Source organism: Actinoplanes italicus (assembly GCF_003001815.1).
GTDB lineage: Bacteria > Actinomycetota > Actinomycetes > Mycobacteriales > Micromonosporaceae > Actinoplanes > Actinoplanes italicus.
In genome coordinates this window covers 292,854-319,199 of the sequence record NZ_PVMZ01000001.1, presented here as the reverse complement: position 1 = coordinate 319,199, position 26,346 = coordinate 292,854, and the positions used below count along the sequence as shown (strand labels likewise).

General features: G+C 69.7%; 33 protein-coding genes. 25 read left to right on the top strand and 8 right to left on the bottom strand.

Annotated elements, in window-relative coordinates:
- The first annotated feature begins 37 nt into the window (after nt 1-37).
- Complete coding sequence (locus CLV67_RS01580; RefSeq protein ID WP_106315319.1) at nt 38-1,198, top strand: cysteine--tRNA ligase; 1,161 nt, start codon at nt 38-40, stop codon at nt 1,196-1,198.
- Here the strand turns inward: CLV67_RS01580 and CLV67_RS01575 are convergent.
- The 5 genes from CLV67_RS01575 to CLV67_RS01555 are packed head-to-tail and all read right to left on the bottom strand — an operon-like array spanning nt 1,169 to nt 4,266.
- On the bottom strand, nt 1,169-1,687 hold the full coding sequence (locus tag CLV67_RS01575) for a methyltransferase family protein (RefSeq protein ID WP_170153719.1): 519 nt from the start codon (nt 1,685-1,687) through the stop codon (nt 1,169-1,171). The two genes, CLV67_RS01580 and CLV67_RS01575, sit on opposite strands and share 30 nt — an antisense overlap.
- 16 nt (nt 1,688-1,703) lie before the next feature.
- Nucleotides 1,704-2,288 (bottom strand): rhodanese-like domain-containing protein, encoded by a 585-nt coding sequence (locus CLV67_RS01570; RefSeq protein WP_106315317.1) that lies wholly within the window; start codon nt 2,286-2,288, stop codon nt 1,704-1,706.
- Nucleotides 2,289-2,312: 24 nt separating this feature from the next.
- Nucleotides 2,313-3,152, bottom strand: coding sequence for a sulfite exporter TauE/SafE family protein (locus CLV67_RS01565; protein WP_106315316.1), 840 nt, complete (start codon nt 3,150-3,152; stop codon nt 2,313-2,315).
- The gene (locus CLV67_RS01560) at nt 3,149-3,490 is read right to left on the bottom strand and encodes a rhodanese-like domain-containing protein (protein ID WP_106315315.1); all 342 of its coding nucleotides are present in this window, start codon (nt 3,488-3,490) and stop codon (nt 3,149-3,151) included. Before CLV67_RS01560 ends, CLV67_RS01565 begins: the two co-directional genes overlap by 4 nt.
- The gene (locus CLV67_RS01555) at nt 3,487-4,266 is read right to left on the bottom strand and encodes a GntR family transcriptional regulator (RefSeq protein ID WP_203736957.1); all 780 of its coding nucleotides are present in this window, start codon (nt 4,264-4,266) and stop codon (nt 3,487-3,489) included. The genes CLV67_RS01560 and CLV67_RS01555 overlap by 4 nt, the downstream gene beginning before the upstream one ends.
- 139 nt (nt 4,267-4,405) lie before the next feature.
- Here CLV67_RS01555 and CLV67_RS01550 point away from each other — a divergent pair, with 139 nt between their 5' ends.
- From CLV67_RS01550 to CLV67_RS01525, 7 genes are all read left to right on the top strand, one after another.
- On the top strand, nt 4,406-5,761 hold the full coding sequence (locus CLV67_RS01550; protein ID WP_106315313.1) for an MBL fold metallo-hydrolase: 1,356 nt from the start codon (nt 4,406-4,408) through the stop codon (nt 5,759-5,761).
- A gap of 74 nt (nt 5,762-5,835) precedes the next feature.
- A complete protein-coding gene (locus CLV67_RS01545; protein ID WP_106315312.1) occupies nt 5,836-7,041 on the top strand; it encodes an NAD(P)/FAD-dependent oxidoreductase in 1,206 nt (401 codons plus the stop codon).
- Nucleotides 7,042-7,136: 95 nt separating this feature from the next.
- The gene (locus tag CLV67_RS50890; RefSeq protein ID WP_146168962.1) at nt 7,137-7,505 is read left to right on the top strand and encodes a hypothetical protein; all 369 of its coding nucleotides are present in this window, start codon (nt 7,137-7,139) and stop codon (nt 7,503-7,505) included.
- 586 nt (nt 7,506-8,091) lie between these two features.
- A complete protein-coding gene (locus CLV67_RS01540) occupies nt 8,092-8,406 on the top strand; it encodes a hypothetical protein (protein WP_106315311.1) in 315 nt (104 codons plus the stop codon).
- Nucleotides 8,407-8,410: 4 nt separating this feature from the next.
- Nucleotides 8,411-10,276 carry a hypothetical protein gene (locus CLV67_RS01535; RefSeq protein WP_106315310.1) on the top strand — a complete coding sequence of 622 codons (1,866 nt, stop codon included), beginning with the start codon at nt 8,411-8,413 and terminating at the stop codon, nt 10,274-10,276.
- Complete coding sequence (locus tag CLV67_RS01530; RefSeq protein ID WP_106315309.1) at nt 10,273-10,503, top strand: hypothetical protein; 231 nt, start codon at nt 10,273-10,275, stop codon at nt 10,501-10,503. The genes CLV67_RS01535 and CLV67_RS01530 overlap by 4 nt, the downstream gene beginning before the upstream one ends.
- Entirely contained in the window at nt 10,496-12,700 is a 2,205-nt protein-coding gene (locus tag CLV67_RS01525; RefSeq protein WP_106315308.1) for a phage minor head protein, read from the top strand. Before CLV67_RS01530 ends, CLV67_RS01525 begins: the two co-directional genes overlap by 8 nt.
- A 486-nt stretch (nt 12,701-13,186) precedes the next feature.
- Here CLV67_RS01525 and CLV67_RS01520 read toward each other — a convergent pair whose 3' ends face one another.
- The gene (locus CLV67_RS01520) at nt 13,187-14,113 is read right to left on the bottom strand and encodes a hypothetical protein (RefSeq protein WP_106315307.1); all 927 of its coding nucleotides are present in this window, start codon (nt 14,111-14,113) and stop codon (nt 13,187-13,189) included.
- Nucleotides 14,114-14,511: 398 nt separating this feature from the next.
- Between CLV67_RS01520 and CLV67_RS01515 the strand changes: the two genes are divergently transcribed.
- The 17 genes from CLV67_RS01515 (at nt 14,512) to CLV67_RS01435 (ending at nt 25,693) form a co-directional block, all read left to right on the top strand.
- Nucleotides 14,512-16,203 carry a major capsid protein gene (locus tag CLV67_RS01515; protein WP_239166147.1) on the top strand — a complete coding sequence of 564 codons (1,692 nt, stop codon included), beginning with the start codon at nt 14,512-14,514 and terminating at the stop codon, nt 16,201-16,203.
- A gap of 61 nt (nt 16,204-16,264) precedes the next feature.
- Entirely contained in the window at nt 16,265-17,077 is an 813-nt protein-coding gene (locus CLV67_RS01510; protein ID WP_106315306.1) for a hypothetical protein, read from the top strand.
- A 21-nt stretch (nt 17,078-17,098) separates the two neighbouring features.
- Nucleotides 17,099-17,413: a hypothetical protein gene (locus CLV67_RS01505; protein WP_106315305.1), complete on the top strand. Its 315-nt coding sequence runs from the start codon at nt 17,099-17,101 to the stop codon at nt 17,411-17,413.
- 185 nt (nt 17,414-17,598) lie between these two features.
- The gene (locus CLV67_RS01500; protein WP_146168961.1) at nt 17,599-18,138 is read left to right on the top strand and encodes a hypothetical protein; all 540 of its coding nucleotides are present in this window, start codon (nt 17,599-17,601) and stop codon (nt 18,136-18,138) included.
- A gap of 72 nt (nt 18,139-18,210) precedes the next feature.
- Nucleotides 18,211-19,263 carry an N-6 DNA methylase gene (locus CLV67_RS01495; RefSeq protein ID WP_106315303.1) on the top strand — a complete coding sequence of 351 codons (1,053 nt, stop codon included), beginning with the start codon at nt 18,211-18,213 and terminating at the stop codon, nt 19,261-19,263.
- 104 nt (nt 19,264-19,367) lie between these two features.
- Nucleotides 19,368-19,658, top strand: a complete 291-nt coding sequence (locus CLV67_RS01490; protein WP_106315302.1) for a hypothetical protein — start codon at nt 19,368-19,370, stop codon at nt 19,656-19,658.
- A 130-nt stretch (nt 19,659-19,788) separates the two neighbouring features.
- Nucleotides 19,789-20,469: a hypothetical protein gene (locus CLV67_RS01485; RefSeq protein WP_146168960.1), complete on the top strand. Its 681-nt coding sequence runs from the start codon at nt 19,789-19,791 to the stop codon at nt 20,467-20,469.
- Nucleotides 20,469-20,969 (top strand): hypothetical protein, encoded by a 501-nt coding sequence (locus CLV67_RS01480; protein ID WP_106315300.1) that lies wholly within the window; start codon nt 20,469-20,471, stop codon nt 20,967-20,969. Before CLV67_RS01485 ends, CLV67_RS01480 begins: the two co-directional genes overlap by 1 nt.
- Entirely contained in the window at nt 20,966-21,328 is a 363-nt protein-coding gene (locus CLV67_RS01475) for a hypothetical protein (RefSeq protein ID WP_106315299.1), read from the top strand. The genes CLV67_RS01480 and CLV67_RS01475 overlap by 4 nt, the downstream gene beginning before the upstream one ends.
- Nucleotides 21,325-21,897 carry a hypothetical protein gene (locus CLV67_RS01470; RefSeq protein WP_106315298.1) on the top strand — a complete coding sequence of 191 codons (573 nt, stop codon included), beginning with the start codon at nt 21,325-21,327 and terminating at the stop codon, nt 21,895-21,897. The genes CLV67_RS01475 and CLV67_RS01470 overlap by 4 nt, the downstream gene beginning before the upstream one ends.
- Before the next feature lie 147 nt (nt 21,898-22,044).
- Nucleotides 22,045-22,986, top strand: coding sequence for a PKD domain-containing protein (locus CLV67_RS01465; protein ID WP_146168959.1), 942 nt, complete (start codon nt 22,045-22,047; stop codon nt 22,984-22,986).
- Nucleotides 22,987-23,009: 23 nt separating this feature from the next.
- The gene (locus tag CLV67_RS01460) at nt 23,010-23,786 is read left to right on the top strand and encodes a hypothetical protein (RefSeq protein WP_146168958.1); all 777 of its coding nucleotides are present in this window, start codon (nt 23,010-23,012) and stop codon (nt 23,784-23,786) included.
- A gap of 8 nt (nt 23,787-23,794) precedes the next feature.
- On the top strand, nt 23,795-24,328 hold the full coding sequence (locus CLV67_RS50885; protein WP_146168957.1) for a hypothetical protein: 534 nt from the start codon (nt 23,795-23,797) through the stop codon (nt 24,326-24,328).
- A 2-nt stretch (nt 24,329-24,330) separates the two neighbouring features.
- Entirely contained in the window at nt 24,331-24,648 is a 318-nt protein-coding gene (locus CLV67_RS51640; RefSeq protein WP_170153718.1) for a hypothetical protein, read from the top strand.
- Nucleotides 24,645-25,073 carry an HK97 gp10 family phage protein gene (locus CLV67_RS01445; protein WP_203736952.1) on the top strand — a complete coding sequence of 143 codons (429 nt, stop codon included), beginning with the start codon at nt 24,645-24,647 and terminating at the stop codon, nt 25,071-25,073. Before CLV67_RS51640 ends, CLV67_RS01445 begins: the two co-directional genes overlap by 4 nt.
- 12 nt (nt 25,074-25,085) lie before the next feature.
- Entirely contained in the window at nt 25,086-25,430 is a 345-nt protein-coding gene (locus CLV67_RS01440; RefSeq protein ID WP_106315294.1) for a hypothetical protein, read from the top strand.
- A complete protein-coding gene (locus CLV67_RS01435; protein WP_146168956.1) occupies nt 25,382-25,693 on the top strand; it encodes a hypothetical protein in 312 nt (103 codons plus the stop codon). The genes CLV67_RS01440 and CLV67_RS01435 overlap by 49 nt, the downstream gene beginning before the upstream one ends.
- A gap of 56 nt (nt 25,694-25,749) precedes the next feature.
- Here the strand turns inward: CLV67_RS01435 and CLV67_RS01430 are convergent, their stop codons facing one another.
- Nucleotides 25,750-25,992, bottom strand: coding sequence for a hypothetical protein (locus CLV67_RS01430; protein ID WP_106315292.1), 243 nt, complete (start codon nt 25,990-25,992; stop codon nt 25,750-25,752).
- Nucleotides 25,989-26,339, bottom strand: coding sequence for a hypothetical protein (locus tag CLV67_RS01425; protein WP_106315291.1), 351 nt, complete (start codon nt 26,337-26,339; stop codon nt 25,989-25,991). Before CLV67_RS01425 ends, CLV67_RS01430 begins: the two co-directional genes overlap by 4 nt.
- Nucleotides 26,340-26,346 lie beyond the last annotated feature (7 nt).

Sequence of the window (26,346 nt, the reverse complement as noted above, 5' to 3'; positions counted from 1 at the left end):
ACAGCACAGGCCGCGTCGGTGGATGCATGATGGGGCCATGACGTCGTACAGCGTGGCTGCCCCGGTTTCGTCGTTCGGTCTCGCCCGAGGTGAGGGTGAGGGGGCGGTGTTGCGGCTGGCGGGTGTGGCGGTGCCGGTGGTTGGTACGGCGCGGGTGTACACGTGCGGGATCACGCCGTACGACGTGACGCATCTGGGGCACGCGGCGACGTTCGTGTGGTCGGATCTGCTGGCGTCGGTGTGGCGGCTGTGCGGGGTCGTCACGGTCGCTAGCCGTAACGTCACCGATGTCGATGATGTGCTGACCAGGGCGGCGGGGGCGCGCGGTAGTGACGTCGATCAGTTCGCGTTGCAGCAGGAGTTCTTGTTCGACAAGGACATGACGGCGTTGCTCGTGCGCCGTCCGGCGCACGAGCCACGAGCCCGGCATCACGTCGAAGCGGTGCAGCAGCTCGCTGCGGCGTTGCTGGCCGGCGGTGCCGGGTATCTGCGGGACGGTTTCGTGTACTTCCGGGGTGCCGAGGTCGCGGCCCGGTCCGGGTTGTCGCGTGAGGAGGCGCTCGCGCGGTGCGCCGAGTACGGCGACGACCCGCAGGACCCTCGTCGTGATGATCCGTTCGACGTGGCGGTGTGGCGGCCGTCGGGTGCCGGTGAGCCGGCGTGGCCGAGCCCGTGGGGTCCGGGCCGGCCGGGGTGGCACGCGGAATGCGCGGCGATGGCCCTGTCGGTGTTCGGCGCGAGTGTGGACGTGCTCGCCGGCGGGGAGGACCTGGTCTTCCCGCACCACGCCTATCAGGCGGCGATGGCCGAGGCGGTAACTGGGGTGGCACCGTTCGCGCGGGCACGTCTGCAGGTCGGCGCGGTGCACCAGGACGGCGCCAAGATGGCCAAGTCGACCGGCAATCTGACGTTGGTCGCGGACCTGCTGGGTGCGCATTCTCCGGCGGCGGTGCGGCTGCTGCTGCTCGACCGGCCGTGGCGGTCGGCGTGGGAGTACCGCCCCGCCGATCTGGACACTGCGGCGGCCCGGCTCGAGCAGCTGTACGCGGCAGCCGGCCGTCTCGGTGACGCCGACGCCACGGCTGCGGTCACCGCGGCCCTACTGGCCGATCTCGATGTTCCGCGGGCGATCGAGGCGGCGGTGGACGGCGGTGGTGAGGCGGCGCGGCTACTGCTGCGGGTGCTGGCGCTGGCGTGACCGCGACCCGAGATGGGGCAGCAGCCGCGGCGTCCGGGCGGCGTAGGCCGGATAGTCCGGGAACCGGGCGGTGAGCTGGGTTTCCTCCCAGCGGGCCTTGATAGTGAGCAGCACGGCCAGCACGAGCGCCGCCAGCGTGCGGGGAAGGCTGCCGGAGGCCACGACCCAGCCCGTTGCGGCCAGCAGCAGCCCGCTGTAGACGGGATGCCGCACCTGCCGGTAGAACCCGGTGGTGCGCAGACGCGCGGCGCCGTTGGGCAGCGGGGAGGCGGTCAGACCGCGGCCGAGCCCGGCCGCGGCCACCGCCGCCAGGACCACACCGGCGACGGCGACAGCCACGCCCAGCAGCCGCACCGGCCCGGGTACCGACCAGCGCGGTCCGGTGGGCGCGGCGGCGACGGCGAGGATGAGCAGCAGCTGGGCGGCGACGAAACTCCAGGCGATGATCTGCGCCCGGAAGTCGCCGGCCGGGCGGATCTCGGTTTCCACGGCTACGGCGCGCAGGTCAGGCGGTCGTGGCGGGGAGCCGGTCGATGATCTCGTCCGCGGTGCGGTCGCGGGGGCCACTGTTGTAGGGCAGGGCGGACAGGATACGGCCCATGGTGCAGGTGTCGGTGAGCGCGGAGACGGTCAGCCCGGCGCCGATACCCGCAGCGAGCCAGCGGGCTTTCGGGACCCGCAGCCCGGCGGTGATACCGGCCAGCACGAGGGTTCCTGCGACCAGCCGGACCTGCCGCTCCAGCGACCAGCGGGCCCGTCCGCGGACGACGTCGCCGCCGGTGGCGGCGTACTGCTCGACATTGCCGTCCAGAACGTGCAGGCCGTCGGCGCCGGCGGCGGCCAGTCGGCGGCGGGCCTGTTCGGCGCGGGTGCCGGACTGGCACATCAGCACGACCTGACCGTCGAGGCGGCCAGCTACCTGCGGTGCGTGGCTTTCGATGACGGCCAGGGGCACGTTGATCGCGCCGTCGATGTGGGCGGTCTCGTACTCGGCCGGGGTGCGGACGTCGATGACGCTGGCCGGGGCCGTGCCGGTGAGGCGTTGGCGCAGTCCGGCGACGTCGACGCGGTCCGGGGTCGAGGTGGTCACAAGTTCTCCTTCGATCAGATGAGTTCAGGTCGCCAGCAGGGTGTGCCCGGCGGTGTAGGCGGCGACCGCGAGGATGAGCACGGCGAACGCGCGGGTGGTGACGGTTTGCGGGAGCCGGTCGGCGATCTTCTTGCCGGCGAGGCTGGCGGCCATCGCGGCCAGGGTGAACGGGATGATGATCTGCCAGTCGAAGTGGGCGGTGCCGCTGCGGGCGGCCAGCGACGCGCCGGAGTTGATCGCGATGATCAGCAGCGAGGTGCCGACGGCGATCGGCATGGGCAGGCCGAGGACCAGCACGAGGGCGGGCACGATGATGAAGCCACCGCCGACACCGAGGAAACCGGTGAGGAACCCGACGGCGACCCCCGCGACGACGATCTTGACGGCGGTCATGGTGCGGGCCCGCGCGGGGGCCGGGGCGGGCCGGGTGAGCTGCGCGGTGCCGGCCCCGCGGTGGCCGGCCGGCGCGGGCGGCTGCGGTGGCGGGTCCTGGTGGTCGGGTTCGTGGCGGGAGCGGGCGAGCATGCCGATCGCGGCGACGGTCATCAGCGCGGCGAAGCCGAGCAGCAGCACCTGCGGGTCGACGTGCCGGTTGGCGGCGGTGCCCGCGACGGCGGCGGCGATCCCGGCGACGCCGAACGCGGTGCCGGTGCGCCAGCGCACCTGCCCGGACCGGGCGTGCCCGATCGCGCCGACCACGGCGGTGAGCCCGACGATGATCAGGCTGCTGGTGGTGGCGTCCTGCGGGGTTTGCCCGAGCAGGTAGACCAGGGCGGGGACGGTGAGGATGGCGCCGCCGCCGCCGAGCGCGCCCAGGACCGCTCCGATGAGCAGGCCGAGGCCGGCGGCGGCGAGCAGACTCATGCCACGGTCCCCGGGCGGTCGTCGTCGGTGACCACCGGCAGGCCGGCCTGCGCCCAGGCGTTCATGCCGCCGGTGAGGTTGCGGGCGTCCAGGCCGGCGTCACGCAGTCTGCCGGTGGCGACGGCGGAGCGTTTCCCGGAACGGCAGACCGCGATGACCGGCCGGTCGCCGGGCACGTCGGCCGGGTTCAGCACGCCGAGGGGCAGGTGCCGGGCGTGCGGGGCGTGCCCGGCAGCCCATTCGTCGGGTTCGCGGACGTCGACGAGGACGGCACTGCCGTCGCGGACGAGTTTCTCGGCGGTGGCGGCGTCGACCTCGGGGCTGTCAGGGGCGCTCATCTGGTCTCCGTGAGGGTGGCTGCGTGCGGCCGGCGGCGCTGGCGGGGCGCCGGGCCGGTGACGTCGAGGCGGTAGCCGGTGCGGGCGGTGAACGCGGCGGTCACACTGAACCGGTCACCGCGCACGAGGGTGGTGCGCCATTCCAGGGGCTGTCCGTGATGTTCCGACAGCCGCTCGATGGCGAACGCGGCGACGGTGTCGTCGATACCCAGCTGCGCGCGTTCGGCGCGGGTCGGCACGACCGCGCGGATGTTCTCCCGGCCACCGGTCAGCCTAATCCCGCAGCGCGCGGCGAGTTCGGTGTACAGGGCGGTATGGCTGAAATCCGCGTCGAGCAGTGGCGCGGCGACGTGGGCGGGCAGCCACACCCGGTCCACGGCGAGCGGTTCACCGTCGGACAGCCGCAGCCGCTCGAGGTACAGCAGCGGGGTGGACTCCTCCAGGCCGAGGCGCACGGCGACGACACCGTCGGCGCGGATGTCGAGGCGACGCACGATGCTGTGCTGGTCCTGACCGGCGGCTTCGACAGCGGCGAACAGGCTGTACAGGGCGCCGAGCGGCTGTTCGATCTCCGGGGTGCCGGCCAGGCGCGGCTGGCGGCCACGTTCGGCGACCACCACACCCTCGTCACGCAGCCGGCGCAGGGCCTCGCGGACGGTGTGCCGGCTGACCGCGTACTGCTCGATCAACGCCAGCTCGCCCGGGAACGCGGTGGTGAACTCGCCGGTGTCGACGCGGCGTCGCAGGTCGGCGTGGAGCTGGGCCCACAGCGGCATCGCGCTGGCCCGGTCCACCGGCTGCGGCCCGTGTGCGGTGGCTGCCATCGGCCCTCGATTCGTCGCTCGTCTTGCCGTTCACGCTGACACCACGTAATGTACGGACATTCGGACTCAATGGCAAGGTGGGGGTTTCGTCGTGGTGGACGTCGCAGTGGTACAGACCAACGAGCTCGGCGACCGCAGCTACATCGCCCACGACGGGCAGGTCGCGATCGTCATCGACCCACAGCGTGACCTGGACCGTTTGCAGGCGGTACTGGACGAACACGGGCTGCGCTGCGCGATGGTGGTGGAGACGCACGTACACAACGACTACGTCTCCGGCGGCCTGCAACTGGCCCACCAGCACCACGCCCCATACGCGGTCAACAGCGCCGACAAGGTCGCCTTCGACCGCCAAGCCGTCACCGACGGTGACCGGCTGACCGTCGGCGACATGCAGGTGCTGGTGGTCGCCACCCCCGGGCACACCGACACCCACCTGAGCTATGTGGTCACCGGACCGGACGGCCCGGCGGCGGTGTTCACCGGCGGATCGGTGCTCTACGGCAGCGTCGGGCGCACCGACCTGGTCGACCCCGCCCGCACCGAGGAACTCACCCGCGCGCAGTACCGCTCCGCGCACCACCTCGCCCGGCTCGTCGACGACGACGCGCGGATCTTCCCCACCCACGGGTTCGGCAGTTTCTGCTCCTCCGGGTCCGCCGCCGGCGGCGCGGACAGCACCATGGGCCAGGAGAAGACCCGCAACGACGCGCTGACCACCGACGAGGACACCTTCGTCGCGAAACTGGTGGCCGGGCTGACCGCCTACCCCGCCTACTACGCCCACATGGGCGCCCGCAACCGCGAAGGCGCCGGCCCGGTCGACCTGTCCGCGCCGCAGCAGGTCAGCCCGGCTGAGCTGAGCAAGCGGATCAGCGCCGGCGAGTGGGTTGTCGACCTGCGTGACCGCACCGCCTACGCCGCGGAGCATCTGGGCGGGACCGTCGGGATCGCCCTGGGCCAGCAGTTCGCCACGTATTTGGGCTGGCTGATCCCGTGGGGCACTTCCCTGACCCTGATCGGCGAGAGTGCCGAGCAGATCACCGACGCCCAGCGCCAGCTCGTGCGCATCGGCATCGACCGCCCCGACGGCAGCGCCGTCGGCACCCTGCAGCAACTCGCGGACGGCCACGAGACCCGCGGCTACCGCCGCGCCACGTTCGCCGAGCTCGCCGCCGCGCAGCAGGCCGGTGACCCGGTCACCGTCCTGGACGTGCGCCGCGACGACGAACGCGCCCACGGCTCGGTGCCCGGCTCGGCCCACCTGCCGCTGCACTCGCTGCTGCATCACCTCGACGAGGTGCCGTCCGGGCCGTTGTGGGTGCACTGCGCCAGCGGCTTCCGCGCCAGCATCGCCGCGAGCGTGCTCGACCGCGCCGGCCACGACGTCGTCCTCATCGACGACGAGTACGCCACCGCCGTGAAAACCGGCCAGGCCACCGGCTGAGTCCTGACCGCCCCACACCGATCACGCCGACGGATCGTGTCCGCCGACGACCTCACCCCAACGGAGGCACCGTCATGCCCACATCCACCATCCACCACCGGATCCTGATCATCGGCGGCGGCAGCGCCGGCATCGACGTCGCCGCCCGGCTACGCCACGCGCAGGCACCCGACGTCGCCCTGCTGGATGCCGCCGACACCCACTACTACCAGCCGCTGTGGACACTGGTCGGCGGCGGCTGCGCCCCCGCGAAGGAAAGCGCCCGCCCGCAGGCCTCCGTGATGCCCAAAGGCGTGGCCTGGATCAAGGACTCCGCCGCGTCCATCGACGCCGACAATCAGATCGTCACCACCGGCACCGGCGCCCGGATCAGCTACGACCACCTGGTCGTGTGCCCCGGCATCCAACTCGACTGGGACAAGATCCCCGGTATGGCCGGCAGCATGGACACCCCGGCGGTGTCCAGCAACTACACCTACGCCACCGCCCCGAAAACCTGGGAGCTGATCCGTAACCTGCGCTCCGGCACCGCCGTGTTCACCATGCCCGCCGGGCCGATCAAATGCGCCGGCGCCCCACAGAAGATCGCCTACCTCGCCGCCGACTACTGGCGCCAGCAAGGCGTCCTGAACGACATCCGGGTCGTCATGGTCCTGCCCACCCCCGGCATGTTCGGCGTCAAAGTCTTCGCCGACGAACTCGAACGCGTCGTCGCCCGCTACGGCATCGAAGTCCACAAGAACAGCGAACTCGTCGAAGTCGACGGCGCCGGCCGCCAAGCCATCGTGGTCGACCACAGCGACGACAGCAAACAAGCCATCGGCTACGACCTGATGCACGTCGTACCGCCGCAATCGGCCCCCGACTGGCTCAAAGCCACCAGCCTCGCCGACCCCGGCAACCCAGCCGGGTACGTCCAGGTCGACAAACACACGATGCAGCACACCCGCTACCCGAACGTGTACGCCCTCGGCGACGCCGGCAACACCCCGAACTCCAAAACCGGCGCCGCCATCCGCAAACAGGCCCCCGTCGTCGCGCGCAACCTCACCGCCACCATCAAAGGCCGCCCGCTGCCCGCCTCCTACGACGGGTACGCGTCGTGCCCGCTGACCACCGCCCGCGACAAGATGCTGCTCGCCGAGTTCGACTACACCTTGCAACCCGCACCGAGCATCCCGTTCATCGACACCACCCGCGAACGCAAAGACATGTGGTACCTCAAGCGCTACGGCCTGCCGGCACTGTACTGGAATCTCATGCTGCGCGGCCGCGCCTGACAGCAAGAGTCCGTAAGGGACAGCACCGACCCAGCCGGGCCCTGCGTCGTGATCCACCTCAACGACGCCGATCCCGCCAACCAGCAAGCCATATTGTGCAACATCGCCACCTGCATGCCGAACTCGGCGAGACCACACCCCTCGGGCCATGCCAGGGAGCAGTTGCCGCCATCAGCCCGCACGCCGACACCGTCCGCCACCTGCTCGCCGCGGGCGTGACGGTGACGGCCTGTGCCCACATCATGCGCAGCCAGGCCCTCACCGCAGACCTGATCGGCGGCATCCACGTCCGCCGCCAACGCGACAGGTGGGATTACCTGCGCTCGCGAACAGGATTCAGAACGGTACGGATGCCCGGTGAGCTGCCCGGACCGCCACCACCGCGGTTCGCCACACCGCCGTCCACCGAGCTACCAGACGAGAGTCAGTCCGCCCTGGCGCACCGGCAACCGGAGACGCGCTGACAGAAGAAACAACGGAAACCGTACGCATCGACGACACTTCCTCGACTCACGCTCGACAAGGGCCCTGAAGGCGCCTCCACGCGAGAGCGAACACATACCGCTCAATCGCAGGCGACGCCGCGCATACAGAGCCGGTCATCGACCGCCAGGCCCGTCACTGCGATCAGGCACATCGTGAAGATGTCACCAACCGGAGCGGGAACTGACGTCATGCCCCCAGCATGTCATCCGCCGCTGGACGCGGCAAAGTCATCCCAAAATCCCACTCCATCAGAGAGAAGACCGAGCAGCGGTGACCGGGCGCCCCAACGCGGATCATGCAACCTTCAACCAAGATGAACGAGCACCCGCGACGGCAGTCGGTGCTATTTAACCGGGTCCATGTATCTCCGCTAAGGGATGCTGCGCTCGATCTTGGGCCATCAGACTCAGCTCATGCCCCGGCGTGATGTCGAAGCACACGTGGGCCCATGCAGGGTTCATGGGCTATAGCGCGGCAGGTCCACGTTGCAGATTGAGCGGAATCGTGGAGTGCGAGAGACTCGATCGCCTGTACGGTCACAATGACATTGTTATGATTACATGTGTGCTGCTCTTGATCGAACTCGCCGTGGTGCCACTTGCTGCTGCCCGCCTCACTCGGCTGATCTGCGCGGACAAGATCACCGAGCCGCTCCGAATGGCGGCAGCGCGCCGCCTGCCTGACCAGAGTCTGCTGCTCTACCTGCTGTTCTGCCGATGGTGCATGTCGATCTGGACCGCCGTGCCGATGGCCGCAGCCTGGTGGGCGGCGTCGTCGCTACCCCGATGGTCCGGCTGGTGGTGGTTGGACGTGCCCACCGTCGCTCTCGCGCTCTCGCACGTCACCGGCCTGCTCGTGCGCGCCGAGCCGGAGGACTGAACATATGGCCTGGTGGGGAAGCAAGCCGAACGTCGCCACGGACATCGGGCGGGCAACCGCGGTGGTCGCCTCCGCGGCCCGGCTGCGCTACGACTCCGGGTCCACACTCCGGAGGATCACGAAGCAGGCGTGGCAAGAAGAGGCGTGGGGACACTATGAGGAGTGCGGCGAGTTCAGCTTCGTAGTGGATCTAATCGCGAAGGCGATGAGCCGCGCACGCCTGTACGTCACGCAGGTTAACGACGATGGCCGGCCCGTCGAGTCACCCGACGAAGCGCCGGAGGGCGTGAATGACAGCCTGCTGGGCGGCCCGTCGAAGCAGGCCGAATTACTTAAGGAAATCGGTATCCAACTCGGGGTGCCCGGCGAGTGCTACCTGATCGGTGAGGTGGAACGCAGCCCGGACGGCACCCCGACTGACCGCGAGACGTGGCTGATCGCATCGGTCGACGAGCTCCAGGAACGGCAGGGCGTCTACGTCATCGACCCTGGCGACGGCCCACGCGAGCTGGTGCCGGACGAGACAGTCATCGTGCGGATTTGGGTACCGAACCCACGCAAGCACGCTCTGCCGCGATCGCAGGCGCAGGCGAACCTCCGTGTGCTGCGCCTGATCGAGCGGCTGACGCAGTACGTGCAGAGCCAGATTGACTCGCGGCTCGCCGGCGCGGGCATCCTGATGATCCCAAACGAGTTGACCTTCGCAGCGCCGGAGTCGGAGGCCAACCCGGAAGACGGAGTGTCGACGTTCCTGGCTGCGCTGACGGAGGCGATGACAACCGCGGTGAAAGATCGGGACTCGGTGGCCGCGCTCGTGCCGATCGTCGTGCAGGGCCCCGCCGAGCATCTGGAGAAGGCGCGGCTGCTCAGCTTCGCCACCGAGCTAAGCGCGTCAGTGCCGTCGATGCTGGACGGCGCGATCCGCCGTCTCGCCCTTGGCCTTGACGCTCCGCCGGAGATGCTGCTCGGTATGAGCCAGGCCAACCACTGGTCGGCGTGGATGACGGACGAAGCGACGATCAAGTACCACGTCGAGAGCAAGCTGGAACTGGTCTGTGCGGCGCTCACCCAACAGATGCTGTGGCCGGCTCTGGAGGGCGTCGTTGACGACCCGCGCCTCTGGGTGGTTTGGTACGACACGTCCGAGCTGACGCAAACCCCGGACAAGGGCGGCGACGCGAAAGACCTGTACGGGCTCGGTGAGATCAGCGGCGAAGCACTGCGCCGCGAGACCGGATTCGGCAACGAAGACGCCCCGACGGACGCGGAGCGCGAGTTGCGACGTTTGCTCGACATCATCCGGGCCGTGCCGGCGTCCGGCCCGCACCTCATCCCGCGGCTTCTGCAGGTCGCCGGAATCGACATCACCCTGGACCCGGAGATCCTGGCCCGGACCGCGGACCCGGAGCCCGGACCGGTGGAGCCAGCCGCCGACGATCAGCCCGCGCTGGAAGAGCCATCGTCTGGCGACACCGAGGACCGTGGCCCGCCCGAGGCCGCCGTCACCGCAGCCAGCGAACCGGCCCGGACGGAAGCGTTGATCGCCGCGTGCGAGGCGCTGGTGCTGCGTGCCCTGGAGACCGCCGGGAAGCGGCACCTCGGCCGGGCCCGCTACCAGCATTCGGCGCTGGAGCCGTGGGAGCTGCACACGGTCAGGCCCGCCGCGAAGTCGCAGCTCGGCAAGCTGCTCACCGGCGCGTTCGCGACGGTGCCGCACGTTGCGGAGCGGCTCGGTGTCGACGCGCAGCATCTGACGATGGTGCTGACTGCGTACGTCGGCGGTCTACTCATCGCCGGTGCGAGGCACGACGTCGACCAGCTGCGCGAGCACCTGTCCGGCCGGGCAGTTGGGGAGCTGATGCCAGCATGACCGCGCCGACGGGGATCGAGCCGGAACTCGTCGAGATGGCCGGGCACGCGTGCATCCGGTCCGGCCGGGGCCGCGGCTGCTACCCGGTTCGGTGGATGCGCTGCGAGGCGTGCGGCTGGACGTCGGCGCTCGTTGACGGCCAGCCCGACCTGCTGACCTTGGCTCACGTGTGCGAACCGGCCGACGTGGACCGGCGTCGGCGGATCTTCGGGGGCGGCGGTGGCTGACGACCCGTGGCTGCCTCTGCGTCTCGACCACGAGGCGCGGGTGCTGGCCGCCGAGAAGAGCATGGAACGCGCGGCCCGGGCCGCGCTTCGTGCGTTCCTGCGCCGGGCCCGCGCGGTCACCCTGCCTACGGTCACCGCGGCGGGGGCGCTGCAGCCGGACCCGTCGGCGCTGGCCGGCGCCGGGCAGGCGTGGCTGGAAGAGATGACGATCCACCTGATGCCGGCCGCCGGGCAGGTGTACGAGGCGGGCGTCGTCGACGCCGGCGGGAACATCGACCTGATCCGAGTGGAGCAGCTGAAGGACGAATACCTGGCGCAGCTGCCGAACCGGCTCGTCGGCGTGCCGGACTCGGCGTGGCAGCAGGTCACCGACACGGTGGCGCAGCTGTCCGGGGAGGGCGCGAGCATACCGGTCATCCGCGACGCGATCGAGGCGCTCCTCGGCGAGCGCGCCTGGACCGACCGGGCGGTGACTATCGCCCGCACGGAGACGATCGGCGCGTACAACGCCGGCACGTTGACGGCGTGGCTGACCGCAGAGCAGGCCCTGGACGAACGGCTGGACAAGGTGTGGGTGTCCACCCACGACCAGCGGACTCGGCACGACCATCGTGATGCCGACGGGCAGCGGGTCGCGCTCGACGGAGTGTTCATGGTCGGTGGACAGCCGATGCGGTTCCCCGGCGACCCGGCAGGACCGGCCGGGCAGGTCGTGAACTGCCGCTGCACGATGATCGAGGTGCCGGCGAATGAGCCGCTGCCCTCGGTCGCTGAGCACCCATGGCCCCACCGTAACCGGGCCATGGGTTTCGACATCACGGTGACAGCGGCCGCGGCCGCGAAGGGTGGGGGCACGAGCATGGCGAGCTGGAAGGGGACGCTGGCGCCACTGGGTGCCCGATCGGGGGATCGGCGGATCTTCTCGCCGGACGGCGAATGGTCGTTCCGTGAGCTGCCGTTGCCGCTGCGATGGGCACGCGCCGACGCGCCCGGCCACGAAGGTGCGGTGACGATCGGCCGGATCATGAAGGCGGAGGTCCAGAAGTCGAAGCTGGTCGGATCCGGTGACTTCATCGACGCCGTGCCGGAGCTTGCCGAGGCGCTGGAGTTGCTGCGCGCCGGTGTGCTGTTCCCGAGCGTGGACCTGGACGACTTCGAGTTCCAGTACACCGATGGCGACGGCAAGCCGATCGAGGAGATGTCCGACGACGAGTGGGACACCTTCATGGAGTCCGGCGATGAACCGTACGTGACGGTGACGAAAGGCCGGGTCATGGCGGTCACGCTCGTCGGCACACAGGCGTTCATGGAGGCCCGTCTGGAACTCGCCGACGACCCCGCCGACGACGAGGAGGACGAGGAGCCGTCGACAGAGAAGGAGGTGGAGAAGGCGCCGGTGCTGGCCGCCGCGGCCCGACAACAGGCCGGCCCGCTGTACCCGCCGCGCATCTGGTTCGACGATCCCGGCCTGGCCGAGCTGACCCCGATCACCGTGACCGCCGAAGGGCGCGTGTACGGGCACCTCGCGGACAACGACTGCCACCTGTCGTTCCTGACCGGCGGCCAGTGCGTACTGCCGCCGGCCGAAGGCGGCTTCGACTGGTTCCACCGGCCGGAGATCAAGACGGCTGAGGGTGAGCTGATCGCGGTCGGCCACATCACGGCCAGCATCGGCCACGCCGACCTGGCCGCGTCAGCAGCCCGGGCGATCGAGCACTACGACCACACCGGCGCGCAGGTCGCCGTGGTTCGAGCGGGCCGGGATGCGTATGGCATCTGGGTGTCCGGCTCCCTCGTGCCGGAGGCGACTGAGCAGCAGGTGCAGATGCTGCGTCGCTCGCCCCTGTCCGGTGACTGGCGGTGGATCGGCGGCGCCCGTCAGCTCGTGGCCGCGCTGTGCGTCAACGTCGGTGGTTTCCCGGTGGTGCGGGGCCGCGCGTCGGGGCAGCGCGCCTATTCGATGGTCGCGTCCGGTTGGGCCGGGTGGCGGCCGTCGGCCGGCCAGGTCGCTGACGCGCCAGGCCTGTCCGCTTCGGCGATCAGCGCCGCGGTGAGCCGGGCCGTCGCTTCCGAGTTCGCCGCCGAACGGGAGCGGAGCCGAACCGCGGCCGCCGTCGAGATGATCGCCGCCCGGATCGGGCGGGACAAAAGCAGCCTGGTAGCTCAGCTTGTCGCCACGGTTCACGGCACGGAGTAGGAGGAAGCACATGGGTTGCGGCTGTGGGCAGAAGCGGAGGACCACGGTGTACGTGCTCTCGTTCGAGGACGGCTCCGGCCGCGCATCGAGTGAGCACGCCACGAGGACCGACGCCGACGTGGCGAACGCGCGCGCCGGGGGCGGAGGAACTGTCCGGCCCGTGCAGCGGTAGGTGAATGCGGGCACGAATGGCCTGCTCGTGGCGTTGCTGTGCCCGGCTGGATGCCGGCAGTCGTCTGGACTGCCGGCATCCGCCGTCGTACTGTTGCTAGAAGAAGAAACGCATCACAGCTGTGAGCGGGGTGTCTGGCCCGGCTCCCAGCATGGCGATCGGGACGGCTGGAACCGTCATGATCGCGATGAAGCGGACGGTTGTCGACCATCCGCCGGCGATGGCAGCCTGCACCGCCGACCACATGCAGTGGTCACCTGGTGCAGGCTCCTCTTCCGGCCCCCCGCGAATACACACGGTGCCTCTCCTTTCTGTCACGCGGAGACCGTCTCCGCTTTCTTCCCGCCGGCCTTGTTGCCGGTGAGCTTCCTTTTCAGCCGCTTCCGCTTCGGCGGAGTGTCGGACTGAGTTTTGGACCCGCGGCGTGCCGCGGTTGCGGTGGCTCGCTGGAGTTCGGCACGAGCAGCCTGGCTGTAGGGCTCGGAAAGCGCCCGATGGCGAACCTCGCGCTTTCCTGTCGGAGAGCGGTGGTCAGCGACCCATTGGGTGTGCTCGAGCAGCAGCGGCATCCCGTCGTCGACCTTCTGCTTCCGGAGCTCGTCGTAGCCCCGCTCGGCTGTCCGCTCCGAGATGCCGTACCAGGACTGGGCCCGGGCGACGGCCATCGCGAAGTTGGGCTTCTGCGTCGTTTCCGAGAGCAAGATCAGGAACATGGCCTTGCCGGGCATGGCGAGCCGGTCCGCCAGCCCGCTAGTCCAGTACGTGTACGGAATGGTCAGGTAGCCCTTGCCGATGGTGGTGCTGTCCGAACCCGGCCGGGTCCATTCCTTGTCTGACCCATCCTCCAGCCGGGGGAGAACAAGAAGGCCGCGGCCTTTGGCTTCCCTGGCCACCAAGTTCCGCTTCTCCAGAGCCTCGAAGGCACGGCCGACGTTTTGCGTGCTCCAGCGGTTCCCCTCGGAACTCAGCATCCGTGCCCAGGTGGCGAGGGGCAGCGGCCTGTCCCGGTCGAGGACGGGCTCAAGCGCGTGGAGCAGCAGAAGCGCGTCCAGCGCGTTCTCCTGGCGAGCCGTGACCATCTTGGCCAGCACCGACGCCCGGTTCTCCTCGGTATCCGGCTGCTGGATGAAAATCTTGCGCAGCGGGGCGAAGCCGCGCTTGGCGCTGTCGAGGAATCGCGTGCGGGTGGCGGGACCGTCAAGTGGATCTTCGTCTTTGATGCCTTCGAACGGGTTGCTCATGGGTCGAAACCCTAGCTCACCCCGTCGCCTACTGCTGCGATCAGAAGTGGCTACTGATGCGCTCCCAGGTGCCATTATGGGAAGCCATGCGATGCTGGATGCGAGACAACGTGAGACATCCATGTGACGCCAAAACCCAGAAGAGGCCGGACGGCGCACCCCCGAGATGTCGGGGGTGCAATCAGGGCGCCCCGAGAAAAGTACAGGGATTTTGGGACGGCACTGGAACCAAGCGGAGCAAAAGGTGCCAATCGGGCCGTGCGGGCGGCCTGGTGTGAATCACCGGTCACTGGTCGCCGGGATCATGCGCGCGCGGGTCTGGGTTACTCTGGGCCTGTTACGCCGATGCTGGCTGCGGGCCGGTCGGGAGAGATCCCTTCCGTGCTGAGGAGCCACCGGTGGCATTCGAGATCCTGGAGAGCCTTGACGGCCTCGACCTGGAGACCCTGACGCAGTTGGAGCAGGACGCCGTGGAGGCGTTCGACTCGCTGCGCGATGACCCTGAACTGAGCAGTGAGGGCCTGGTCCGGCTGCGTGGTCTCGCCACGTTCGTGCAGGAGGTCCGCGCCGAGCGAGGTCGGATCGAGCACGCGGCCGCGCAGGTCGTCGCCGAACTCGATGGCCTGGCCGCCGCGGTTCACGGCGCAGACGACGAGCAGCCCGAGAACGATGAGGTGCTCGAGTCTGCCGGAGATCCGGACGGCGATGCCGCTGACCCGGGCGAGGTGCAGCCCGAGGCCGAGCCGGTCGAGCCTGCTCCCGCGGTGGTGGCGTCGCTCGCCCGCCGGGCGGCCCGGCGGCAGCCGAAGCCGAAGGTGGCCGGCGCCGGCCGGCACGCAGTCTTCCGGGCCGCAGCGGACGTCCCGAACGTTCCCCACGGGCACCGGTTCAGCAGCGTCGACGAGATCGCTTCCGCGTTCGACGACAAGTTCGCGGGATTCCCGTCGTTCGGGTCCGCCGTGCAAACCCGGATCAAGCAGACCGTCGTCCGGGTCGAGCTGCCCCAGAGCGAGTCGCTGGTGGCCGGCGCGGGCCTCAACGACTTCGACGTGGTGGAGAAGGCGGCCAGCGAGCAGCGGCTCAACGGCGGCAACCTTGTCGCTGCTGGTGGGTGGGGCGCACCGAGCGAAACGATCTGGGAGCTGTGTGAGGGCCTGGAAACGAACGAGGGCCTGGTCGACCTGCCCGCGATCTCGGTGCCGCGTGCCGGTGGCGTGAAGTACCCGAACAACCTGGACTTCCGTGATCTGTACTCGGCGGTGGGGTTCGTGCAGACAGAGGCCGACAGCCTGGCCGGGACGGACAAGCCGTCGTACCGGGTGCCGGTGCCGTCGTTCGCGGAGACCCGCCTCGAGGTCGATGGGGTGCAGATCGAGCACGACATCGTGCAGAACGCGGTGTGGCCGGAGCTCACCCGGGACGTGGTCCGGCGGGCGATGGCTGCCCATGAGCACAAGATGAACGCTCGCTACCTGGCGAAGATGGCGACGGCTCCGGCGAACACGACCGCGTTCACGCTGACCCTGGGCTCCGACATCGACGGCGACCGGACTACTTCCGGCGTGCTCGGCGGGATCAGCCTCGCGGCTGCGGACTATCGGTACCGGTACCGGATGCGCCGCAAGGGCATCCTGGAGATGCCGGCGCCGCTGTGGCTGCTCGACTGGATCCGCGCGGACATGTCCCGCCGTGCCGGGGTGAACTACTTCGACATCACCGACGAGCAGATCAACGCCTGGTTCAGCCGCCGCGGCCTGCGGGTCCAGTGGGTGTACGACTGGCAGGACGGCTACACCAGCCAGGCCGGGGCCGGGTTCGGCGGTGCCACCCCTGTCGGTCAGTGGCCGGCGACCGTGGACGTGCTCCTGTACGCGCCGGGCACCTGGGTCAAGGGCGAGAAGCCGATCATCGACTTGTCTGCCGTCTACGACAGCACCCGGCTGCGGGACAACGAGTACATCGCCGTGTTCTCGGAGCAGGCGAGTCTGCTGGTGAAGCGCTGCTACGCCAGCTACAAGCTGTCGATCCCGCTGTGCCCGACGGGCGTCACCGGTTCCACGGTGACGTTCGACTGCGCGGCGGCGGCCTGATCCACCCGTGTGAGGTCGCGCCGGTGACTGGCGCGGCCTCCGGCCTTGGAGGAGGTGACGGGTGACTCAGCCCTTCGTCACTGTGCCGGCGCCGGCGACGACTCCGTACCGGCACGGCTTGTTTTCGGCCGCCGCGTTGGTCGATCCGGCGGACCAGCGGGAGTTCAACGCCGGCGTGCTGTGGGAGCCGAACCTGGTCGACGCGCCCGCGTCGGCGACGACCACTGCGGCGTCTGATCCGGCTCGGCCGGCGAAGACGCTGCCCGAAGGTGTGGCGGTGGCGCAGGCCGGTCCGGTGGTGCGGCTTTATACGGGCATCCAAGCGGACCTGGTGGGCCGCGACGATCATGTGGAGCGGGCCCGGGCCCGACTCGGGCTGGTTGAGCAGCAGTCGTTGGAGCAGTACGCCTGGACCGGCGCCGCCGGTAACCGTCCGCGGCTGGCAGACGCGGCGACGCAGGTCCTCGGTGGGGCAGCGGTGCCACTCGCGCACGGCATCGGACTGCTGGAGGAATGGATCTCCGACAAGACCGGCGTGCTCGGCGTGATCTGGGCTCCCCGGCATATGGCCGGAGTTCTGACGGAGCGATCGTTGGTACGGCCGGACTCGGCCCGGCTGATTGCCCCGCTCGGCGACCCGGTGATTTTCGCGCATACGACCGGGGTGGGACCGACCGGTGCCGCCCCGGCGGCCGGTACGGCTTGGTTGTACGCGACCGGGCCGGTGATGGTGCGGCGGTCCGCGATCGTCGGCCCGCGCCTGGAGCAGGCGCACGACCGGACCACAAACAGCGTGTTCGCGATCGTGGAGCGTTTCTACACAGTCGGGTGGAGCGGCGGTGCCGCCGCCGTGCAGGTACAGCTGTCGGCGTAGGCCGGCTGGAGGAGGCAAGAGATGGTGGCGACGATCTTTCCGGCAGACCGTGACGATGCGCGGACGTTGGCGCGGGCGCTGCTCGATGCAGCGGGACCGGAGCGGCATGGCGAGGTGGCCACGGTGACGCAGGGGGCGCTCGGTATCGCGTACGAGGTTCCGGATGACCTGGCTGATGCGGTGCTCGGCACCGGTGAGCAGGTGGAGGGGCGTGCGGTGGTGCGGCCCGGTGAGGCTCCGGCCGAGGCGGAGGCCGGTGGGTCCGATGCGGACGTTGGAGGCGGAAGTAGGCGCCCGGCGAAGGCGTCGCGGGCGCGGGCGGGCGGCGGCTCGTAGCGCGTCTGGCGTCGGATCAGCTGCGCCGTCTCGCCGGTCTCCTTCCCAGCCGGTGGGGCGGCGCAGTGCGTTGTGTGGCCTGTTACACGGCCTCGTGCTGTATACAAAATATGTACGCTCGGCCGATCTCCACGTAGAATAAATGTATACAGCAAGGCGCTGTGAACTGGATGCAGGAGGTTCACGTGGAGAACATGGAAAGGTCGGCCACCCTGGTCGTGACCAGCGAGCATCGAGTCCGGATGGCCACGCTCGTCGACTCCATGGCGAGTTACGGCGAGGTCGTCGGCGTCGACGACCAGCTGGAGCGCATCACGCTGGAGATGGTCGGCATCCGCCTCGGCTTCGTCGTGGTCGGCGGCAACAACTTCGTGGTGCCGACGGTGATGCTGCTGTCCATCAACGACCAGATCGTGCTGGCCGACGAGACAGCAGGACTGTGGGAGGTCCATCCGCGCATCGCCGAGCGGATCGCCGACCTGTTCAGTCGCTACGGCTCGTGCGTGCGATGCGCGGCCGGCGACCACGGCACCTGCCTCCGACAGCACATGCAGCAGCCGTGCCGCTGCGAATGCGGCCTCGACTGGGCGCTGCACCGGTCCCGGCAGTCGCTCGGCCGGTCGCCGTCGATCGAGCCGGACCCGGCGGTCGCCGCCCTCACCGGTGATGCCGCCGCCGTCGAGCTGGAGCCCCTGCCCGTCCGAGACGCGCCCACCACGGCTTGACGCGTCCCTCCCGCGCCCCCGTCGCCTGCCAGGCGGCGGGGGCGCCGCCATTCCTGAAGGAGGTGTCGCCCTGTGGCGACAAAGACGCGCCTGGCCATCCCGAGCAACACGAGAGAACACGCCCGGGTCATTGGCGAAGCGGTCGACGAGGCCTGGCACAACAACTTCGGCGGAAGCCGGATCGAGGTGCCGCTCGGTGTGGTGGCCGGCTTGGCCCTCGTTGGCCGCGCCGACCCGGACGGCCCGGACCCCGCTGAGCTCGCGATGAACCTCGACCCCGACGGCTTCGCAGCGCTGCTCCTGGAGCTGTGGAGCCGCTTCGCGATCCTGCGGCCGGACCTACTGCCCAGGGTTAAGCCGCTGTGGAAGTGGCTCGAAGACGATCGCGACGAGCACCGGCTGAAGGCCGCGCAAGCGGTCGGGCATGCTGCCCTGCGCAAAGGGTTGCTGGAGCTCACTGGCGTCGAGTGGCGACGACACGATGCCGATTTGCTGGGCATGCTCCTGCAGATCCTGCGGTCCAAGAGTGCACGGAACGGGCTCGGCCAGTTCCTCACGCCGGTCGACGTCACCGACATGATCGGGGAAATGTCCCGGGTTGGCGACCTCGGCGACACGGAAGGCGCCGAAGAGGCAGCCACCCTCAGCGAGGCCATGCTCGCGCCCGACGCCAAGCCAGGCAGCCGGATCCTCGACCCGTGCGCCGGCACGGGGACCATGCTGCTCGGCGCCGCCCGGTCGATGCGCCGGCGCGGCGTCGACCCGGCCGTGAGCGAGTGGTGGGCCAACGACATCGACTGGGCGGCGGCCGCCTGCTGTGCCGTGAACATGCACCTGTGGGGGATGGGTCCACGGGTCATCGTCGGCTGCGGTGACGGGCTGCTTCTCGACTGGATGGACGAGGCCCTGAAGTCGCGGCAGGCGGCGATCGACGAGGTGACCGGGCTGTGGGAGATGGCCCGCAAGTTCGCGCTGGTCCGGGAATTGCTCGGGTTGCCGTTGCCGAAGAGTCCGTTGATGCGGCACCTGGCGGATGCCGAGGCGCGAATGCCGAAGCCGCCGCCCCCGCCGGCGTCACACACCTTCGATGCCGAGGCCGCCTACAGCCAGGGTCGGCTGTTCTGACGTGCGGCCGCACCGCGGCCACCTGTATATAAAATATGTACAGGCGGCCGCTCGTAACGTATAATAAATGTATACATTAAGTCTATTTAAGCAGTAGGAGTGTCATGAGAAACCCGACGTTCGACGCTGGCGCCACTGTCCTGATTCGCAGGCCCCGCGCTGAGGGCGGCCCGGCGTCGGCCGAAGTTCTCGCCTTCGACCCGAGCGCGGACGGCAAGGAGCTGGAGATCCGCTGGTTCTACAGCGGGCACAAGGAGATCGTGAGCGCCGCGGTGGTCGAGCCGCCGTGCGCCCGCGCCTACGGCTGCATCACCATCCGCGACACCTGCCGTCACTGCGGCGAGCACTTCGCCGATCCGTGCCTGCCGGGATGCCCGCACGGCCAGACCTGCTAGTTGCGTAGGCGGGGCCGGGCTCGTCCGGCTCCGGTACGGAGCTCGCAGAGCTTCCACCTGGGCGGTTACATTTTTCAAAAGGGACCGTCCAGGTGTTCGTCGGTAGACCCAAGTTCACGTGGAGGTAATCATGGGTCTTCGAGCATTGATCGGCGTCGAGGGCGCCGACGGGCGCTACAAAGCCAGGCCCGTTCACTACGACGGCTGCCCGGACGTCATCGTGCCGGCACTCAGCCACCTGGTCTTCCAGGTCTGCGGAGGCGACGACCAGATCGCCGTCGAGGAGCTGCTGGGCTGCGCGTGGGAACGTATCCACTTGCACACCGGCACCGCGAACCGGCCGGCCAAGATCACGCTCATCCCGAGCCCGAACCTCGCGACCTACCCAGCCGCCACTGCCGCAATCGGCGACGGGCAGGTCTGGGACCGGGAGTGGGCGTACCTGTTCGGAGGCCGCCGACTGCACGTCTACCTGGGGGTGGACCTGCTGAAAGGTGGCCAGGTGTGGGAACCCTGGGCCTGCTGGCCGATCACCGACCTGCCGTCCCTGCCCCGCGCCGAGGTGCTGGAAGTGCAGAAACGCGGCTACCAGCGCCAGCGCGAACAGTCAGCAGAGGCTCGGTACGCGGCGATCATCGCTGAGCGATACGGCATCCCGCGGGCAGAGATCGCAAACATCTGGGAAGAGCTGGAAGCAGACGAAGTCTCGCTTCTCGGCCTCGACCCGCACGGCGGCCCCTACTACCTGTCCGACCTGACCGGCGGCGACCGGGCCGCACTGCGTGAGGCCCGGATGCGGGGTACCTGGTGATGCGCGCGATCGTCGGGCAGTTCCTGCTCGGCGGGCGTGCCTTCCGGGCGCGTCCCGTCGACGCCAACGGCCAGCCCACTTGGATGGTCGGCCAGTTGCAGCACCTGGTCCACGAGGCCGACTCGGAGTTGCGGCAGGAGCTCATCGAGCTGCTGCTCGACTACGACTGGGCGGCGATCGTGACGAACATTCACTGGACTCGGTACGCCGCCGACCTCGACCGGCGGAAGTACGTGTTCGTGTGCGAGGTGGGCACAGCACACAGCCTGAGCAACGCCCACGGTGCCAGGCGCTACGAGCTGACGGATGAACCCGACAGTGGCGCCCTGTGGGCCTACCTGTGGGACAGCCAGGCTGAGTCCCTGCACGTCTACGCTGCCGCGCACGGACGGTGGCATCACGTCGCCACCTTCGTGCCGGCCGTACTGGCGGCCGCGAACCCGCGGATGTCGGCTGACATCGAGGTGCGGCGGCAGTGGGCGCTCGAGGCGGCGGCATGAGAGACGACCACAACCAGACGTACCCGCCGACAGCGCTGGAGAAGGACGACCAGGTGCGAGCCTTCGGACTGCACCTGGTGGTCGTGTCGTGGCGTCTGTTTCCCGGCGCCGAGGACGCCGGGGCACTCACCGCACGGCTCATGCTCGGCGGCCAGCCGATCGGCGAGGAGATCTCCGTCAACCTGGCGGTCTCCGACCAGGTGGAGGGCCTGGTGATGCCGCGTGAGTACGAGCTGCGCTGCATCTCCTGCAAGACCGTGGAGAAGGGCTTGTGGAACATCGCCAAGGGTGTGCCCCGCACCTTGACCTGCGGGCCCTGCATCACCCGACTCGAAGAAGCGGTGAGGGCCGAACTATGAGCGCTCCGGAAGTACCCGTCGAAGTGGTGACCGTCCGAGGCCGGGCCTTCGTGATTCTCCGCAGCAACTGGGAGGGCAAGGCCGGTGGTCCGTCGTACGACGTCCGCGACGAGAAGACGGAGCTGTGCCTGACGCCCAATCCGCTGCATGAGCAGCCGGACGCGGCCCGGGTGGCGGAGCTGCTCGATGAGCTAGCGACACAGTTCGCTGCCGGCGAGACATTCGAGCTGTGGAACCACGACGACCACTACGACATCGAGGAGGTGGTGGCGGCCACCCGTGTCCCTGTGACGTCCGGATCCTGGAGCGGCGACCGCGGCTGCGGCCGTGACACCGACGATCGCGTCTACGCGATGATCGGGTTCGGTCGTCACCGCTCGTACTTCCGGATCGAGGGCCGGGAGCTGGTGGAGACATCCGCCGAGACGGAGTTCGGGCACCCGGCCTGGGACCATGCCGGAGCCGTGGACATCGGCCGTGACCCCGGCTCGGAGGACGAGTCACGGGCGACGGTCGCCCTGCTCAACGCGGTTGCGGCGCACGTCCGCGCACTGACCGGCACCACGTAGTCCGGCCGGGCTGAGCCCGGCATCCCGATGGGGCCGCACTGCACCAGTGCGGCCCCATCCTCGTTGGCGACCACTGGGCTACGCTGAGCGGGTAACGCCGCTGGCTGCGGGCCGGGCATCCCACCTGAGCGTGTTGAGGATGTTCCGATGTCTGCGGTGAGGGACACCCCGGTCAAGGGGAAGATGCTGCGGCTTACGCAGCTCGACGTGTGCGGCAACCCGGTGCTGGTGAACGGCTGGCCGGTCCACGTCATCAGCAAAGGGTTCGTGTCCGTCGAGTACGAGCCGGAGTTCGACGATGGCGACGAGATCGAACAGAAGAACGCCGACGGCGACGCCTGCGTATACGAGCCGGGCCGCCGCCGGGTGAAGTTCTACAACGTCACGATCACCGTGTGCGGTGTCGACCCCGAGCTGTTCGGGTTGTGGTCCAACATGCCGTTGGTCCTCGACGAGAACGGCGTCGCCACCGGCATGCGTGTCACCAGCGAACTGAACCTGGACAGCGCGGTGGCGTTCGAGCTGTGGTCCGGCACCGCACAGAAGAAGTGCGCGCCCGGCTCGGCGGTGCAGCGCCCCCGGTTCGGGTACTTCCTGCTGCCGAACGTGATCGATGGGCAGGTCACCGACTTCACGATCGAGAACGGCGCAGCCAACTTCACCCTGTCCGGCAAGGCCATCGACGGCGGCGGCTGGGGAGAAGGTCCGTACGACGTGTACCTGCGCGCGGCCGGCGTGGTGAAGCTGACCGACCCGATCGGGGACCGGGACCTGCTGCACGTGGACTGGACGATGCTGCCGCCGCCGGCCCCGTCGCCGGGGATCGCAGCGCGCCCCGCCGACGGGCCGCTCGTCGAGGACCCCACCGACGCTACCGGGATGACGGTGCGGTTCACCCCGTCGTTCGTGCCGGCCGCGCCGGGCAACACGTACACAGTCGACTGGGGCGACGGCGCGGTGTCGCCGGGCCCCGCCCAAGCGGGGAACGTCTCGCACAAGTACGCGGCGGCCGGCACCTACCTGGTGACGATCACGGACGGAACCACCGGGGTCACCCGGTACAAGTCCGCCGTGGTGCCGTTCGCGTAGGCCGGGGGGACAGAGCTGTGCCGGTGCAGATCGGCCCAGCGGAGTGGCCGCTGAACCTGAGCGGCTGCACCGGCTGGGATGCCCTACCTGAGCAGATTCGGACCGCCGCGACCGCGGTCGCCGGGGAGCTGCTGTGGATCCTGTCCGGGCGGCGGTTCGGGCTCACCACGCTGACGGTAAGGCCGTGCCGCCGTTCGTCTCCCAGCGGCGCCGACTTCTGGCGGCTGGAGCCGCTGCTGCCGAGTCTGCCGTTCGGGTGGGCGGCCCGCTCCTGGTGTGGCTGCTCGCGGCGAGGCTGCTCGTGCACGCCTCAACTGTGCGAGGTCGGCCTGGCAGGGCCGGTGCATGAGATCACCGCGGTCGCCGTCGATGGGCTTCCGATCCCGTCGAGCGCGTACGTGGTGCACGACCGCCGGTGGCTGGTCCGGATCGACGGCGCGTGCTGGCCGGAATGCCAGGACCTGACCGTCGCCGACGACGAGCCAGGCGCGTTCGTCGTGTCCTACCGGCGGGGAGTGCCGGTGCCGCCGGGCGGACAATGGGCGGCCGGGCAGATGGCGTGCGAGCTCGGGAAGGCGATGACCGCGGACCGTGAATGCCGGCTGCCGCGCCGGGTGCAGTCCGTGGTGCGGCAGGGCGTGCAGCGCACCTTCCTCGACCCAGCGCAGCTGGCCCGCGACGGCATGACGGGCCTGCCCGAGGTGGACCAGTGGCTGGCGGCGGTGAACCCGCACCGGTTGCCGCGCGATTCGGTGGTGTGGTCCCCGGACATGACGTACCCGCGCGGGCGGACATCGTGACTCAGGTGATGGCATCCGCCGATGAGGTGGCGTGGCCGGTCGCCGTCGCGGTGCGGAACCTGATCGGCGGCGAGCTGGCCGGCGCGGTCGGCGGGCCGCCGGCGACCGTGGCCGTGGTGCCGGGCCGGGACGTGGCGATCGACGACTGCTGTGCCGGTCTGGCGTGGGTGCGGATCGTGCGGGTCTTCCCGAGCGATCCCGGCGAGTTCCCGAACGCGCGGACCGCCGCGGTCACCGCTGACGGCTGTCTCGGCGGCCTGTACTGGGCGGTCGAACTCGGCGTGGGCAGTGCCCGGTGCGCGCCGAGCGAGGACGACGCCGGTGTTCCGCCGACCGGTGCCGAGTTGGAGGCATCGGCGTTCGCGTTGGCCGACGACGCCGGGCGGATCCGGCGGGCAGTGCTGTGCGGGCTGCCTGGCCTCGAGGAGGTGGACGAGGTGGCGATCGGGGAGCAGACGAACGTCGGCCCGTCCGGCGGCTGTGTCGGCCAGGAACTGCTGGTGACGGTACTGACCCGCGCGTGCGTGTGCGGAGAGGAGTAGCGATGGAGCAGGACATCACGTTCGGGACGGCCGTGTCGGTGCGGGTGCTGGTGGCGATGCCAGGCCAGGCACGCGGCCAGGTGCTGATCGTGGAGTGGGGTCCGAACGTGGCGCTGCTGGTGCAGCTCGGCCGGTACGAACTGGTCGAGGTGATGTCGGTGAAGCCGGAGCTGACGGTGCCGGCGCCGCAGCCGCCTCAGGAACCGCAGCCCGAGGACGAGCCGGCGCCCGCCCCGCACCCGGGCCCGGATCCGATACCGGCCGAGGGAGCTGCAGGCCCGCCGGTCGCTGCTTCCGCCCGGCGGAAGTCCCGGCCGTGACCGTGCGGGTGAAGGCCCGGCTGGACCTGAACAACAGCGAGGTGCGGAACCTGCTGCAGGGGCCGACCGGGCCGGTAGTGACGTTCGTGCGCGGTGTGGCCCGCCGGGTCCGGACGCGGGCGGTACTCAAGTGCCCCGTCGACACCGGCCGGCTGCGGTCGTCGCACCGCGAGGAGGTCGGGGTGCGGCTCGGCGCCGTCTACGGGTTCGTCACCACTGATGTCGAGTACGCGCAGTACGTGCACGACGGCACAGGCCCGCACACCATCCGGCCCCGCCGGGCGGGTGGTGTTCTCCGCTTCGAGAAGGGCGGAGGGGTGGTGTTCACGACGGTCGTGCACCACCCGGGCACGCGGGCGCAGCCGTGGCTGCGCGAAGCGATGGAAGAGGTTGCGGTCCCGGCCGGGTTCCGCATCGTTCGATAGGGAAGGACACCCATGCGTGAGTTCACCACCGCGGCGAAGACCGCCCAGCGAGCCGACGGGGCGCTACCGGATGTGCCGTTCACGTTGGACGGCGTGACGATGACGTGCCGGGCGCCGAAGGAAGCGCAGCTGGCCTACCTGCTGGCCGCGGCGTCGTCGAGCCGATCCGCCGAGGACCAGGTGGCGGCTGTGCTCGACTTCTTCGAGCAGGTCCTGGAGGACGAAAGTAAGAGGGTGTTCCGGCGGAGGCTGCTCGACAGCAGCGACGGCTTCGACTTCAGTCAGGCGATGGAGATCTTCGAGTACGTGTGCGAGGAGTGGTCCGGCCGCCCTACTGGGTCGGGCAGCGGCTCCTGACCCTCGCGGTCCACCGTTGGTCCGAGTTCCACGGCACCTATCTGATGCGGACCGGCCGGGAGCCGCTGCATCTGCCGCTGCCGTCGCTGCTCGACGTCATCTACGCCTGGTGGGTGGAAGGCGGCGACGAGAAGGATGTGGCGAAGTTCCAGCAGGCGCTGGCCGCACCGCCGGCGTCAGCCGATCTGGAGGACCGGCCCGAGTGGTCGGACGATGAAACTGACCGGTCGTTCGCCGCGGCGATGGCGGTCCGGCCGGCGTAGTAGCACGACGAGGGGCGCCCACCTGCTTGGTGGGCGCCCCTCGTGCTGATCCGGTGTTACCTGGTGCCTGTGCCGGTGGCGGCCGCGGCCTGGAGCTCGTTGACCTTCGGCTTGATCAGGCCGAAGTACACGAGCAGGTCAGCGACTGCGGCGATGGCGAGCGTGACCTCGGCGATGGCCTCGTCGGCGATCGGAACCCAGCCGAGCGCGGCGAGTGCCAGGAGGACCGCCTTGATGGTGACGGAGACGACCACGCCGGTCGTGGTGGGGTTCGGAACCGATGGGCTGGTGGTGCTCATGCTGTGCCTCCCGTGAGTTGCAGGATTTGCGCGCGTAGCGCGGTGTTCTCGACCTGGAGCCGGTCCCGCTCGGCGGTGACATTGGCCCGGGCGGCGAGTTCGGCGCGGAGCTGTGCCACTTCGGCGCGCAGCTCCGCGATGGTGATGTTGGCGGTGGCGACCTGTTTCTCGGCGCCGGCGATCTGCGCCTCCATGCGGTTGAGCTGACGCTCGGCGATCTGGGTGCTCAGGTCGGCGAGGGTCACTTCCCGCTGGCTGCGGCTGAGGAGCCAGGTGATGAGTCGGTCGACGACGATGCCGGCGGCCGAGCCGCCCCCGATGAGGGCGGCGATCTGGGCCGGGTCCATGGGCGTC

What these genes read in the sequence shown, in the direction of transcription:
- CLV67_RS01490 (WP_106315302.1), top strand. Translation starts at nt 19,368, where the DNA reads ATGAGAAACCCGACGTTCGACGCTGGCGCCACTGTCCTGATTCGCAGG.
- CLV67_RS01430 (WP_106315292.1), bottom strand. Translation starts at nt 25,992, where the DNA reads ATGAGCACCACCAGCCCATCGGTTCCGAACCCCACCACGACCGGCGTG.
- CLV67_RS01560 (WP_106315315.1), bottom strand. Translation starts at nt 3,490, where the DNA reads ATGAGCGCCCCTGACAGCCCCGAGGTCGACGCCGCCACCGCCGAGAAA.
- CLV67_RS01520 (WP_106315307.1), bottom strand. Translation starts at nt 14,113, where the DNA reads ATGAGCAACCCGTTCGAAGGCATCAAAGACGAAGATCCACTTGACGGT.
- CLV67_RS01555 (WP_203736957.1), bottom strand. Translation starts at nt 4,266, where the DNA reads ATGCCGCTGTGGGCCCAGCTCCACGCCGACCTGCGACGCCGCGTCGAC.
- CLV67_RS50885 (WP_146168957.1), top strand. Translation starts at nt 23,795, where the DNA reads ATGGCATCCGCCGATGAGGTGGCGTGGCCGGTCGCCGTCGCGGTGCGG.
- CLV67_RS01505 (WP_106315305.1), top strand. Translation starts at nt 17,099, where the DNA reads ATGGTGGCGACGATCTTTCCGGCAGACCGTGACGATGCGCGGACGTTG.
- CLV67_RS01535 (WP_106315310.1), top strand. Translation starts at nt 8,411, where the DNA reads ATGGCCTGGTGGGGAAGCAAGCCGAACGTCGCCACGGACATCGGGCGG.
- CLV67_RS01440 (WP_106315294.1), top strand. Translation starts at nt 25,086, where the DNA reads ATGCGTGAGTTCACCACCGCGGCGAAGACCGCCCAGCGAGCCGACGGG.
- CLV67_RS01530 (WP_106315309.1), top strand. Translation starts at nt 10,273, where the DNA reads ATGACCGCGCCGACGGGGATCGAGCCGGAACTCGTCGAGATGGCCGGG.
- CLV67_RS01480 (WP_106315300.1), top strand. Translation starts at nt 20,469, where the DNA reads ATGCGCGCGATCGTCGGGCAGTTCCTGCTCGGCGGGCGTGCCTTCCGG.
- CLV67_RS01565 (WP_106315316.1), bottom strand. Translation starts at nt 3,152, where the DNA reads ATGAGTCTGCTCGCCGCCGCCGGCCTCGGCCTGCTCATCGGAGCGGTC.
- CLV67_RS01465 (WP_146168959.1), top strand. Translation starts at nt 22,045, where the DNA reads ATGTCTGCGGTGAGGGACACCCCGGTCAAGGGGAAGATGCTGCGGCTT.
- CLV67_RS01470 (WP_106315298.1), top strand. Translation starts at nt 21,325, where the DNA reads ATGAGCGCTCCGGAAGTACCCGTCGAAGTGGTGACCGTCCGAGGCCGG.
- CLV67_RS01580 (WP_106315319.1), top strand. Translation starts at nt 38, where the DNA reads ATGACGTCGTACAGCGTGGCTGCCCCGGTTTCGTCGTTCGGTCTCGCC.
- CLV67_RS51640 (WP_170153718.1), top strand. Translation starts at nt 24,331, where the DNA reads ATGGAGCAGGACATCACGTTCGGGACGGCCGTGTCGGTGCGGGTGCTG.
- CLV67_RS01545 (WP_106315312.1), top strand. Translation starts at nt 5,836, where the DNA reads ATGCCCACATCCACCATCCACCACCGGATCCTGATCATCGGCGGCGGC.
- CLV67_RS01475 (WP_106315299.1), top strand. Translation starts at nt 20,966, where the DNA reads ATGAGAGACGACCACAACCAGACGTACCCGCCGACAGCGCTGGAGAAG.
- CLV67_RS01425 (WP_106315291.1), bottom strand. Translation starts at nt 26,339, where the DNA reads ATGGACCCGGCCCAGATCGCCGCCCTCATCGGGGGCGGCTCGGCCGCC.
- CLV67_RS01485 (WP_146168960.1), top strand. Translation starts at nt 19,789, where the DNA reads ATGGGTCTTCGAGCATTGATCGGCGTCGAGGGCGCCGACGGGCGCTAC.